This window comes from Achromobacter sp. Root170 (assembly GCF_001428165.1).
GTDB classification, from domain to species: Bacteria; Pseudomonadota; Gammaproteobacteria; order Burkholderiales; family Burkholderiaceae_B; genus Achromobacter; species Achromobacter mucicolens.
Window position 1 is genome coordinate 73,289 of the sequence record NZ_LMHN01000020.1, and the last position, 12,182, is coordinate 85,470.

Annotated in this window: 11 protein-coding genes and 1 riboswitch; of the genes, 2 read left to right on the plus strand and 9 right to left on the minus strand. The window is 66.2% G+C overall.

Annotation, left to right across the window (positions count from 1 at the left end; translation table 11 throughout):
- Positions 1–6: 6 nt before the first annotated feature.
- From ASD87_RS25225 to ASD87_RS25235, 3 genes are all read right to left on the minus strand, one after another.
- Entirely contained in the window at positions 7–672 is a 666-nt protein-coding gene (locus ASD87_RS25225) for a TetR/AcrR family transcriptional regulator (protein ID WP_056327689.1), read from the minus strand.
- Positions 673–756: 84 nt separating this feature from the next.
- Entirely contained in the window at positions 757–1,476 is a 720-nt protein-coding gene (gene ribB, locus ASD87_RS25230) for a 3,4-dihydroxy-2-butanone-4-phosphate synthase (RefSeq protein ID WP_056327690.1), read from the minus strand.
- A gap of 112 nt (positions 1,477–1,588) precedes the next feature.
- Positions 1,589–1,740, minus strand: a riboswitch (FMN riboswitch).
- Positions 1,741–1,851: 111 nt separating this feature from the next.
- Positions 1,852–2,469 carry an SET domain-containing protein gene (locus ASD87_RS25235; RefSeq protein WP_056327691.1) on the minus strand — a complete coding sequence of 206 codons (618 nt, stop codon included), beginning with the start codon at positions 2,467–2,469 and terminating at the stop codon, positions 1,852–1,854.
- Between the two features lie 106 nt (positions 2,470–2,575).
- Here ASD87_RS25235 and ASD87_RS25240 point away from each other — a divergent pair, with 106 nt between their 5' ends.
- Positions 2,576–3,496 (plus strand): bestrophin family protein, encoded by a 921-nt coding sequence (locus ASD87_RS25240; RefSeq protein WP_056327692.1) that lies wholly within the window; start codon positions 2,576–2,578, stop codon positions 3,494–3,496.
- A 20-nt stretch (positions 3,497–3,516) separates the two neighbouring features.
- Here ASD87_RS25240 and ASD87_RS25245 read toward each other — a convergent pair whose 3' ends face one another.
- Positions 3,517–3,987, minus strand: a complete 471-nt coding sequence (locus ASD87_RS25245) for an Lrp/AsnC family transcriptional regulator (protein ID WP_056327693.1) — start codon at positions 3,985–3,987, stop codon at positions 3,517–3,519.
- 93 nt (positions 3,988–4,080) lie between these two features.
- On the opposite strand from ASD87_RS25245, the gene ilvB reads away from it, so the two are divergent.
- Entirely contained in the window at positions 4,081–5,916 is a 1,836-nt protein-coding gene (gene ilvB, locus ASD87_RS25250) for a biosynthetic-type acetolactate synthase large subunit (RefSeq protein WP_156403508.1), read from the plus strand.
- Positions 5,917–5,928: 12 nt separating this feature from the next.
- Here the strand turns inward: ilvB and ASD87_RS25255 are convergent, their stop codons facing one another.
- The 5 genes from ASD87_RS25255 to ASD87_RS25275 all read right to left on the minus strand — a co-directional run bounded on the left by ASD87_RS25255 (position 5,929) and on the right by ASD87_RS25275 (position 12,178).
- Complete coding sequence (locus tag ASD87_RS25255) at positions 5,929–6,708, minus strand: SDR family oxidoreductase (protein WP_056327783.1); 780 nt, start codon at positions 6,706–6,708, stop codon at positions 5,929–5,931.
- Positions 6,709–6,722: 14 nt separating this feature from the next.
- Complete coding sequence (locus ASD87_RS25260; RefSeq protein WP_108006355.1) at positions 6,723–7,568, minus strand: ABC transporter permease; 846 nt, start codon at positions 7,566–7,568, stop codon at positions 6,723–6,725.
- A gap of 19 nt (positions 7,569–7,587) precedes the next feature.
- Positions 7,588–8,358, minus strand: coding sequence for an ABC transporter ATP-binding protein (locus tag ASD87_RS25265; protein WP_056327695.1), 771 nt, complete (start codon positions 8,356–8,358; stop codon positions 7,588–7,590).
- Positions 8,358–9,419 (minus strand): ABC transporter substrate-binding protein, encoded by a 1,062-nt coding sequence (locus tag ASD87_RS25270; RefSeq protein ID WP_056327696.1) that lies wholly within the window; start codon positions 9,417–9,419, stop codon positions 8,358–8,360. The genes ASD87_RS25265 and ASD87_RS25270 overlap by 1 nt, the downstream gene beginning before the upstream one ends.
- A 119-nt stretch (positions 9,420–9,538) precedes the next feature.
- Positions 9,539–12,178, minus strand: a complete 2,640-nt coding sequence (locus ASD87_RS25275) for a DNA topoisomerase III (protein ID WP_056327697.1) — start codon at positions 12,176–12,178, stop codon at positions 9,539–9,541.
- Positions 12,179–12,182: the final 4 nt, after the last annotated feature.

Below are 12,182 nucleotides of genomic sequence, written 5' to 3' on the forward strand. Positions count from 1 at the left end.
GGTGCGCTAGGCGCGCGCCGGCTTGGCTTTCTTCGCCGCCCTGCGCGGCGCGTCGCCGGCTGGCGCGCCCAGATACCCCATCACTGCATCCACCACCGCGGCCTCCAGCTGCTTGGGCGTGAAGCCCGCCGGCGGCTCCAGCGCGGCTGCGTGCACCAGCGATTCCATGATGCGCAGGACCACGTAGGTCGCCAGATCCCGGTCCGCCTGTGCGATCTCGGCGCGGTGCAGTTCCAAGAGATGCCGCATGCGGCGGTGAATGTCCTGATCCGCGCGGCTGTGCTCGTGCGGCTGGTCAAACAGCGGAAATTCCCGTTCCAGCACGCGATGCAGCGCCGGCTCCAGCAGATGCGCGTGCAGCATGGCTTGCACGATTGCGCCCACGCGTTCGCGCAGCGTGGCCGCCGGATTGCCGTTCAGCACGTCGTCGATCACATCCAGCATCTGGTTGTCGTGCCGGTCATGCAGCGCGGCGATCAGCGCGTTCTTGTTCGGAAAGTACTGATACAGCGAGCCCACGCTCACGCCGGCCGTTTCCGCAATCAGATTGGTGTTGGTGCCGGCATAGCCATGCGTGGCCAAAACGTGAGCCGTGGCTTGGAGGATGGTGTCGACGGTGTGCTGGGACCTGAGTTGGCGCGGCGATTTCCGGGGCTGGGGGATGACGGTCATGGGTGGGGCAAAAGGCGAGTATTCGCGCGGATTATGCCATCCGCATCGGGGCTGCGATGGCGCGGCCCCACCCATTGCGGCCGGTCAGACGGTGGCCGCCATCTCCAGGACCTCGTCGTCGATCGCTTCGGCCTGGCCGTCCTGCAGCTTTTGCAGGTGGTCGGCCAGTTCGGCGATGGTCAGCGCCACCAGGCCCTGTTCGGCGGCGTAGCGCTCCAGCGCCGCACCGCGCATCATCGTGCCGTCGGCGTTCATCAGTTCGCAAAGCACGCCTGCCGGACGCAGCCCGGCCAGCACGGCCAGGTCCACCGAGCCTTCGGTGTGGCCGCGGCGCGTCAGCACGCCGCCCGGTTGCGCGCGCAGCGGAAACACGTGGCCGGGGCTGACGATGTCGTCGGCCTGTGCCGACGGCGCAATGGCGGCGCGGATCGTGGTCACGCGGTCCACGGCGGACACGCCGGTGCTCACGCCTTCGCGCGCTTCGATCGACACGGTGAAGGCCGTGGCAAAACGGCTCTGGTTGCGCTGGACCATGGGCGGCAGTTCCAGGCGGTCAAGGGTTTCGCCGGGCAGGCACAGGCAGACGATGCCGCTGCCGTCGCGGATGAGTTGCGCCATGACGGGCACGGTCAGCCGGTCGGCGGCCACGATCAGGTCGGCTTCGTTCTCGCGGTCAAAGTCGTCCATCAGGATGACGGGACGGCCCAGACGCAGATGATGCAGCGCGCGCTGCAAGCGGGCGGCAAAGGGTTGGGATGCCAGGCTGGGGAGGGGGGACTGCTGGGTAAAGGCAACGTTGGACATTGAAACGCTCTCGCAAAAGGATTGGGCGAAAAACGTTTCAGGGCTAATCGACAGCCGAACGCAATACGGCCAGGCGGGCGCAAACGCGCCCGGCGCAGCCGAGTATGTGCCGGCACATCTTCTCTCATCCGGACTATGACCGTCGGCCCTGGCTTCTCACCAGGTCTGCTGACCCCGGCCAAAAAGCTGGCCGGGCGCTCGCGGGCTCGCCACATTGCATGGCATACCGCCGGTGGGGAATTGCACCCCGCCCTGAAGACGTACTGCATGTCGTGTTAACGACCGAATGATTGTACGCCTGTCCGCCGGACGGGATTGAATATGCTTATTGCAGTTGTGGTCTTCGGAAAGCGCGGGACTGGCCCCGTGTTGCCGTCAGGCGGCCTCGGCGGCGCCGGCCTTTCTGGCCGCGGGGCCCTTATTGGTCTTGGCGGTCTTTTCGGTCTTGGTGGTCTTTTCGGTCTTTTCGGCCTTGGCGGGCTTCTCCACCTTCTCCGCCTTGTCGGCTTTCTTCGCCTTCTTGGCGGGCAGCGCCAGCATCGTGCCCCGGCACGGCGGCGTGCCGCAGAGGCACTTGTAGCCTTCCTTCAGCGCCTTGGTGATGCGCCCATCCAGCACCAGCCCGTAGTCGTACGACAGCTCGGTGCCGCGCGCGATGTCCTCTAGCGCCACGATGTAGACGCGCTTGCCGTGCTTGCCTTCCTGCGCCTCGCAATTGGGCTGGCAGGAATGGTTGATCCAGCGCGCGTCGTTGCCCTCGTCGCCGCCGTCGATCACGCGGCCGGAGCTGAGCGCGAAGAAGAAGGTGTGGAAGGGATCGTCCGGATTGGTCGGGTGGCGGCGGTCGGCTTCCTTGGCGCTGATGCGCTTGCCGCCGTACTCGATGATGCGCGTGCCCGCGGGAATCTTGCGGGCGGCGAAGACGCCATTGCCGTGCAGCTTGGAGCGGCGGACGGCGTACCAGGGCTTGATCGGGGTGTCTTCGGTGGTCATTGAAGGTCGCGTGTGGCGTGAGACGAAACAGAATTATATCGGCGGCGTCTTTGCGCGATCACAGGCGTATAGTGAGCGCCGGCTTGTCCCTTGTTTGATATTCATCATGATCGTCCGTCCGCGGCCCTCCGCGCTGGCTCTGTTCTTTGTACTGCGCGGTTCCATCATCCCGCGCATCCTCAGCAGGATCATCGTCATCACGGTGCTCTCCTGCGTGGTGGTGTGGATGTACCACCGCCAGTTCTTCTCGCCCGCGCATCTGACCGCGGTGCCGTTCTCGCTCTTCGGGCTGGCCCTGTCCGTCTTCATGGGCTTTCGCAACAACGTCTGCTATGACCGCTGGTGGGAAGCCCGCAAGCAATGGGGCGACCTCGTCGTGCAGGCGCGCAGCCTGGCGCGCGAGAGCGCCGTGCTGCTGGCGGCCAGCACCGCCAATCCCTTGCAGGAGCGCCTGGTGCGGCGCTGCATCGGATTCGGCTACGGACTGGCGGCGAGGCTTCGCGGGCAGGACATGGTCGAGGCGGTGCGGCCGTGGGTGCAGCAGGACGAGCTGGATTCGCTGGCCGGCTGCCGCAACGTGCCCGATGCCCTGCTCCTGGCCATCAACCGGGATCTCGCGGCTTGCCTGCGGCGCGGTGAGCTGACCGACATCCTGTACCAGGGCCTGACTCAGCGCGTGGCGCAGTGCGCGGCCATCCAGGCGGCCTGCGAGCGCATCAAGTTCACGCCCTGTCCGTTCGCCTATTCGCTGCTCCTGCATCGCACGGCGTGGCTGTTCTGCCTGCTGCTGCCCTTCGGGCTGGTGGGCACGCTGGAGTTCCTGACGCCGCTTGCGGTGACCATTGTCGCCTACACCTTCTTCGGCCTGGACGCGCTGGGCGACGAGCTGGAAGACCCCTTCGGCGCGGACGAGAACGACCTGCCGCTGTCCGCGCTGGCCCGCGTCATCGAGATCGACCTGCTCGAAGGCCTGGGCGTGCGCCCCTTGCCCGAGCCGGCGGTGCCGGTGGACTACGTGCTGCGCTGAAACAACTGGGGGGCGGCGGCTTACGACGCCGGCCCGGTCAGCGGCAGCTTGGTTTCCTTCAGCCGGCGCAGCACAAAGCAGGACTTGCTGTGCCGGATGCCCGGGATGCGGTAGAGCTGTTCTCGCAAGAGGCGCTCGTAGTCGCGGGTGTCGCGCACGGCGATGCGGATGTAATAGTCGTAGTCGCCCGACACCAGGAAGGCCTCCAGCACCTCGGGGATCTGCGCCAGCGCGCGGCCGAATTCATACAGCGTCTCTTCGCTATGGCTTTCCAGAGTCACGTGGACGATGACCGTGTCCATGAAACCCAGGCTGGCCGGATCGATGTCCACGGTGTAGCCGCGGATGACCCCGGCGCTCTCCATGCGCTTGATGCGGTTCCAGCACGGGGTGGACGACAGGCCGACCGCCGCGCCGATGTCGTTCAGGCTGGCGCGCGCGTTGTCCTGCAGCACCTTCAAAATGGCCAAGTCGAACTTGTCGAGGTTCATTTTCTTTGATTCCTCCAAATCAAAGATGAATTTACTCCGTTCGCCCGTTATCCGTGGAAAAGAAGATAAAAATTCTTCGGTTCTACCAATAAGATGGATAGCATGAACGATCGCCTGCACCCCACCGCCGCCGCCGCACTTGCCGCCACGGAAACCGCCACCGAAACCGCCCCTGAAAACGGGGCGAAGATTCTGCTCGACACGCTGATTGCGCACGGCGTCGACACGGTCTTCGGCTATCCGGGCGGGGCCGTCCTGCCCCTGTACGACGCCCTGTACGCCGAGCCGCGCCTGCGGCACGTGCTGGTGCGCCACGAGCAGGCCGCCGTGCACGCGGCCGAGGGCTACGCCCGCACCACCGGCCGCACGGGCGTGGTGTTCGTGACCTCCGGCCCCGGCATGGCGAACACGACCTCGGGCCTGTTGGACGCCATGTGCGATTCGATCCCGGTGCTGTGCATCAGCGGTCAGGTGGCCACGGCGGCCATCGGCACCGACGCTTTCCAGGAATGCGACGCCATCGGCATTTCGCGTTCCGTCACCAAGTGGAACACCCAGATCCGCGCGGTGGACGACGTGGCTGGCGTGACCGCCCGTGCGTTTGAACTGACGCGCCAGGGCCGTCCCGGTCCGGTGCTGGTGGATTTTCCCAAGGACGTGCAGCTGGCGGTGCCGCGCGACAGCGGCGATGGCCTGGATGCGCCGTCGCAGCACAAGCTGGCCGCACTGCGCGCGCGCCGCCAGTCGGGCAAGCTGGCGGCCAAGCTGCCGCAGTCGGCCGTGCGCCGCGCCGCCGCGCTGATCGCGCAGGCCAAGCGTCCCATCTTCTACGGCGGCGGCGGACTGGTGAACGCCGGTCCCGAGGCCTGCGAAGCGTTCACCGACCTGGTGCGCCACACCGGCGCGCCCTGCACGCTGACGTTGATGGGCCTGGGCGCGTTTCCCGCGTCCGACCCGCAATTCGTGGGCATGCTGGGCATGCACGGCACGGTCGAAGCCAACCTCGCCATGCACAACTCGGATCTCGTCGTCTGCATCGGCGCCCGCTTTGACGACCGCATCACCGGCAAGCTGTCCGAGTTCTGCCCGCACGCCCGCAAGATCCATATCGATATCGATCCCGCCTCGATCAACAAGGTCGTGCGCGTGGACGTGGCGCTGGTGGGCGACTGCCTGCCGCTGGTGCGGGCGCTGCGCGCCGAACTGGGCGACACCCCGCTGGAGCCCGCGCGCCTGGCGCCCTGGTTCAAGCGCATCGACGCCTGGCGCGCGCAGGACTGCCTGGGCTTCACGCCCGCGCCCGACGCCATCCTGCCGCAGCACCTGATGTCGCGCCTGAACGCCGCGCTGGCGGACCGCGATGCCATCGTCTCCACCGACGTGGGCCAGCATCAGATGTGGGCCGCGCAGTATCTGCGCTTTGACCGCCCGAACCGCTGGTTGACGTCTGGCGGCGCGGGCACGATGGGCTACGGCGTGCCGGCCGCCATCGGCGCGCAGGTCGCGCACCCGGACAAGACCGTGGTCTGCGTCAGCGGCGACGCGTCGGTGCTGATGAACATCCAGGAACTGTCCACCGCCATGCAGCACGAGACGCCCGTCAAGGTCGTGCTGTGCAACAACGGCTACATGGGCATGGTGCGCCAGTGGCAGGAACTGATCCACGGCGGGCGCTACAGCCACAGCTACAACGCGTCGCTGCCGGATTTCGTGGCGCTGGCGCGCGCCTTCGGCTGGGGCGCGGCGCGCGTGGATGACCCGGCCAAGCTGGACGCCGCACTGGCCGAATGCCTGGCGCACGATGGCCCGTACTTCCTGGACGTGGCGGTCACCGCGCAGGAAAACTGCTTCCCGATGATGCCGGCGGGGCATGGCCACCAGAAGATGATGCTGGCCGAAGGCGTCTGGTATCAGGACGGGACGACTTGAGCAGGGCCGTCTTCAAAACTGAATAGACAGCCCGCCGTCCACCACCAGCACGTGACCGTTCACGTACGACGCCGCGGGTGACGCCAGGAACACGGCCGCCCCGGCGATTTCTTCCGGTTCGCCCCACCGGCCCGTCGGGTTGCGCGCCGCGATGCGCGGGCCGAATTGCGGGTCGGCCACCATCTCCGCATTGGTCTCCGTGGCAAACGTCCCCGGCGCGATGGCGTTGCTGGTGATGTAATGCCCGCCGAATTCCGCCGCCAGCGCCCGCACCATCCCCGTCAGCCCCTGCTTGGCCGCCGGATACACGGCGTCGCCCGCCCGCGCCAGCTCCCCCACTACCGACGTAATCGCGATCAGCCGGCCGCCGCCCTGGCGCATCATGCGCTCGGCCGCGAACTTGGCCAGCAGCATGCCGGCCACCAGATCGGTGTCGATCAGTTCGCGGATTTCAGCGGGGCTGGTGTCCTGCAGCGTCTTGCGGTTGCGCGCGCCGACGTTGTTGACCAGGATGTCCAGCCGCTCGTGCTCGCGGTCGATGCGTTCGAAGGCCGCGGCCATTGCCGCGTCGTCGGCCACGTCGAACGGCAGCGGATGCGCGTCCAGGCCTGCCGCGGTCTGTTCAGCCACTGCCGCATTGACCGCGTCGGCATTGCGGCCGTTGATCAGCACGCGCGCGCCGCAACCGGCCAGCGCCCGCGCGATGCAAAAGCCCAGCCCGCGGGCCGAGCCGGTCACCAGCGCCACCTGTCCCGTCAGGTCGAAATTGCGCAGATACGGAAGGGTCTTCATCTTTCGGGCCTCGCTCATTCCCGGAACTCCGGCGCCCAGTGCAAGAGCCGCCGTTCGATCCACGTCACACAATAGACCAGCGCGATGCCGACGATGGACAGCAGCGTCACGGCCGCAAACATGTCGGTGGCGTTCAGCGTCGCCAGCGCGGTGATCATCAGATATCCCATGCCCGTGGTCGAGCCCACGAACTCGGCCAGCACCACGCCGATCAGCGCAAAACTGATGGCGTTGGGCAGCGCGGCAAAGGTCCAGGCCGCGGCCGTGGGGATGCGCACCCGCCACAGGATCTGGCGCGGCGAGCCGCCCAGCGTGCGGCAGAAATCGACAAGCTCGCGCTCCACGCTGCGCCCGCCCTTGTAGGTGTTGAAGAACACCAAAAAGAACACGACGAACCACGACGTGACCACCTTGGACGCCAGCCCCAGCCCGAAGAACATGGTGATGAGCGGCACGAACGCGATCCGCGGCATGGAATTGAACGCCACGATGAACGGATTGAACACGTCGGCCAGAAAGCGGCTGCGGCTGAGCGTCATGCCCACCACGAAGCCGCTGCCCACGCCCACCACCAGGCCGACAAGTGTGGCCTGCAGCGTCAGCCACAGGTGCGGCCAGACCGAGCGCGGCCCGGGTTGCAGCCATTCCCACAATCGCACGGCGACGCGCGAGGGCTGGCTGATGAAAAAGGGATCGAAAAGCGTGTTCTGGGTGAACCACGGTATGCGCGTGAGAATTTCCCACGAGCCCAGGATGACGGCAAGAATCAGCACCTGCCACAAGGTGATGCGCACGCGGCGCGCGGCGTTGGCGCGGCGGTCCAGCCGCAACTGGTCCTGCAGGGTGTCGGCGGTATCCATCGAATTCATGACTATCGGTTCAGGCGGCGGCGCGGAACTGCTGGCCCAGCACGCTCCAGAGGCTTTGCACGTGGGAGACGAACTGCGGCGTTTCGCGCAGCGTGAAGACGTCGCGCGGATGCGGGATCTGGATGCGCTCGTCCAGCAGCACGCGGCTGGGCGGGCCGGACAGCACCACCACGCGGTCGGACAGCAGGATGGCTTCGTCCAGGTCGTGCGTGACCATCACGATGGTCTGGCCCAGCTTGCGCCAGATCTCCATCAGCTCGCGGTGCAGGTGGGTCTTGGTGTGCGTGTCCAGCGCCCCGAAGGGCTCGTCCAGCAGCAGGATGCGCGGCTCGACCGCCAGGCTCATCAACAGCGCCACGCGCCGCCGCATGCCGCCGGAAAGCTGATGCGGAAAGGCGTCCGCGAAGGCGCTCAGGTGACCCAGTTCCAGCAGTTCGGCGACACGCGTTGCGATCCGGTCGGCCGGCACGCCCTGAAACTTCAATCCCAGCGCCACGTTCTTTCTGACGCTGAACCACGGCAGCAGCGTGTCTTTCTGAAAGATGTAGCCCAGCGCGGGCGGCACCTGCCCGTCCACCACGCGCCCGTCCACCAGGATGGTCCCGGTGGTGGGCTGCAGAAAGCCCGCGATCATGTTCAGAAGCGTGCTCTTGCCGCAGCCCGACGGCCCGACGATCGACACGAATTCGCCTTCGTTGATCGTCAGGCTGACCTCGCCGACGGCGTGCGTCGTGCCCTGGCGCGACTGGTACGCCTTGCCCACCTTGTCCAGCGTGATCATCAAAGGCCCCGGGCTTTGCGCACGAAGCTCATGTTCGCGCATTTGGCATAAGGCACGGTCTTGATCTCTTCATTGGAGAACTGGCGCCCGTCGCCCATGATGGCCGTCATGCGGTTGTACGCGTCCTCGGTGATGATGTTGTCCTTCAGGAACACCGTCTCCTTGTAGACGCCCAGCGTCTTCTCGATGGCGGCGCGCGGGAAGGCGCTCAGGTAATCGTCGTAGATGACGTCGGTGATGGCGGCCGCGCTGTTGGCGGTGATGAAGTCCTGCGCCTTGACCATGGCGGTCACAAACGCCTGCACGACCTCGGGACGCTTCTGGATGGTGTCTTGCAGCGTCAGCGCCGCGATGCCCGGCACGTCGCCGCCCATGAACTCGTTCCACGACGCTTCGGTGGTGGCGTCGAAGATGGGAACGCCCCAACCTTCCTGGCGGGCCTGTTCCATCATGGACATGGTGGCCATGCTGGCCGCAACCGAGCCCGTCTTGAGCGCGCCCAGCATCGTCGCCAGATCGCCCAGGGGGCGGATGTCGACCTTGTCGGCCACGCCAGCCTTCTGCATCAGGTACAGCGCCATCAGCCACGTGCTGGACTGCGGCTGGGTCGCGCCCACGCGCTTGCCCGCCAGGTCCTTCAGCGACTTGATCTTGCCGCTGTCGAAGTCCTCGCGGCGCACGATGACGTTGGCGTACGTCAGCTTGCGGTCAAAGCCGAACACCAGCGCGGCGGGCTTGCCCGCGATGGTCAGCGCGGGCGCGGCCGTGGCCGCGGTGGCGCCAAAGGCGATCTGGCCTGCCGCCAGCAGCTGGTTGGTGCGCGGGCCGCTTTGCGAATTCAGATACTCGACCTCCAGGCCGCCTTCTCCGAAGAAGCCCTTTTTCAGCGCCACGTAGCCGGCCGCGAAAAAAGGGTCGATGCTGCCCTGGCCATAAACGACCTTGCCCAGCTTGGGCTGCGCGAAGACGACGCGCCCATTGAGCAGGCCGAAGCTGGCCAAAGCGCAAGCGCTCGCCGCCAGCACGCGGCGGCGGGTGGTGAAGTCGGAGCTACGGGTCATGTCGTCCTCGGAAGTGTCTGGGTTGCAGCTGTTTGGCGTCAACAATACCCCAGCGATTGCTGCCCAACAATGGAAAACGCCCGGTCTCCCGGGCGTTTGGTCGTGCGGCGCAGGCTGGATTACGCCGTGGTCTTCTTGGGCGCCGCCTTTTTCACGGCTTTCTTGGCCGCGGTTTTGGTGGCGGTCTTGGTGGCGGTTTTGGTTGCCGTCTTGGTGGCAGCCTTCTTGGCCGGCGCCTTCTTTGCAGCCGTCTTGGTCGCAGTCTTCGTTGCCGTCTTGGCCGGCGCGCGGGCGCGGCCGGGCTTCTCGGGACGGGGCTCGAACTCGAACCCGATCTTGCCGTCAGGCTGGCGCACCAGGAACGCCTTGAACTTGCGGTTCGTGCGGCTGGAGACAAAGCCGTCGAGCAGGTCGGTGCGGCCGTTGGTCAACAGCTTTTCCATCTGCTCGCGCGAGATCTCCTGCTGCAGGATGACCTTGCCCGACCGGAAATCGCACGACTTCTCGGGGCCCACCGATTTTTCGCAGACGTAGCTCATGCCGTGCTCGAAGACGCGCGACTGGCACTTCGGGCAGGAGCCCACCGGCGTGTGGCCGGAGAAGTCCACGGCTTCGTTGTCGTCCTCGTCGTTCTGGCCGAAGTCGAATTCCAGCTTGTATTCGTCGCTGATCCGCAGGATGGCCGCGAACGGCCGTCCCATCTTGCTGATGAAGCCTTGCAGCGGACCGATCTCGCGCTTGGCCAGAAGCTCTTCGACTTCCGGCAGCTCGAACGTGCGGCCGCCCGGGTGCTTGCCGATCGAAAAATCGCAAGCCGTGCAGGCGTAGCGGCGGTAGTTTTCCTTGACCACCGCGCCGCACTTGGGACACGGCGTTGTCAGCGTGGCGTAGTCGCCCGGCACCGTGTCGCGCTCGTATTCCTTGGCGCGCTTGACGATCACCTGCGTCATCTGCGCGATCTCGCGCATGAAGGCCTCGCGGCCCAGTCCGCCCTGCTCGATCTGCTTGAGCTTGTGCTCCCATTCGCCGGTGAGTTCGGGCGAGGTCAGTTCGGCCACGTCCAGGCCCGACAGCAGCGTCATGAGCTGGCGCGCCTTGGCGGTGGGCACCAGGTCGCGGCCTTCGCGGCGCAGGTAGCTTTCGTTGAGCAGGCCTTCGATGATGGCCGCGCGCGTGGCCGGCGTGCCCAGGCCGCGCTCGGACATGGCTTCGCGCAGTTCCTCGTCGTCCACCAGCTTGCCGGCGCCTTCCATGGCCGACAGCAGCGTGCCTTCGTTAAAGCGCGCGGGCGGCTTGGTCGACAGGCCGACGGCCTCGATTTCCTCGGTACGCACGGTCTCGCCGTCGCCCACGGGCACCAGGTTGGCGTCTTCGCCCTGCGCTTCCTTGCCGTACACGGCAAGCCAGCCGGGGTTGACCAGCACCTTGCCGTCCGTGCGGAAGCGATGCCCCTGCACTTCGGTCAGGCGCGTGGTGACTCGGTATTCTGCCGCCGGGAAGAACACGGCCAGAAAGCGTTTGAGCACCAGGTCGTAGAGCTTGGCCTCGGCTTCGCTCAGGTCATGTGGGATCTGCAGCGTGGGGATGATCGCAAAGTGATCAGACACCTTCTTGTTGTCGAAGATGCGGCGGTTGGGCTTGACCCACTGCTGGCTGACGACAGTCTCGGCGTGGCGCGACAGGCCGCCCACGGCGTTCGAGCCGCCCTTGGCCAGCGCGCGCATGGTTTCCTGCACCGTGCTGATGTAGTCCTCGGGCAGGTAGCGCGAGTCGGTACGCGGATACGTCAGGGCCTTGTGGCGTTCGTACAGCGTCTGCGCCAGCGCCAGCGTCGTCTTGGCCGAAAAACCGAAACGTCCGTTGGCCTCGCGCTGCAGCGACGTCAGGTCGTACAGGGCCGGCGACATCTGGCTGGACGGCTTGGATTCCTCGGTCACGCTGCCCGGCTGCTCGCGGCAGGCGGCGACCACGCTTTGCGCGGCGGCGGCCGACCACAGGCGCGATTCGCGCTTTTCGGGATCTTTGTCGTCTTTCTTGAATTGCGGGTCGATCCAGCGGCCTTCGTACAGGCCGGCGGCCGCCACGAAGGTGGCGCGCACTTCCCAGTAGTCGCGCGGCACGAAGCGGCGGATGCGCTCTTCGCGTTCGGCCACGATAGCCAGCGTGGGCGTCTGCACCCGGCCGACCGGCGTCTTGAAAAAGCCCCCGTCCTTGCTGTTGAATGCGGTCATGGCGCGCGTGCCGTTGATGCCGACCAGCCAGTCGGCCTCGGCGCGCGAACGCGCCGCGGCTTCCAGCGGCTTCATCTGCGTGTCGTCGCGCAGGCTGGCAAAGGCCTCGCGGATGGCGGCCTGCGTCATCGACTGCAGCCACAGGCGCTGGATGGGCTTGTTCACGCCGGCGTACTGAATGATGTAGCGGAAGATCAGTTCGCCTTCACGTCCCGCGTCACAGGCGTTGATGATGGCGTCCACGTCCTTGCGCTTGGCAAGCCGGACCAGCAGCTTGAGGCGTTCGGCGGACTTCTTGTCGGTCGGGCCCAATTCGAAGGCCGGCGGAATCACGGGCAGGTGCGTGAAGCTCCACTTCCCCTTGACCGGATCGTTGGGCGCGACCAAGCTGAGCAAATGGCCGATGCTTGAAGCGAGAACGTAACGTTCGCTTTCAAAATAGTCGCCCTCGCGCGCGAAGCCTCCCAAGGCGCGTGATATATCAAGGGCCACCGAGGGCTTCTCGGCAATAATCAGCGTTTTATTCATGTGT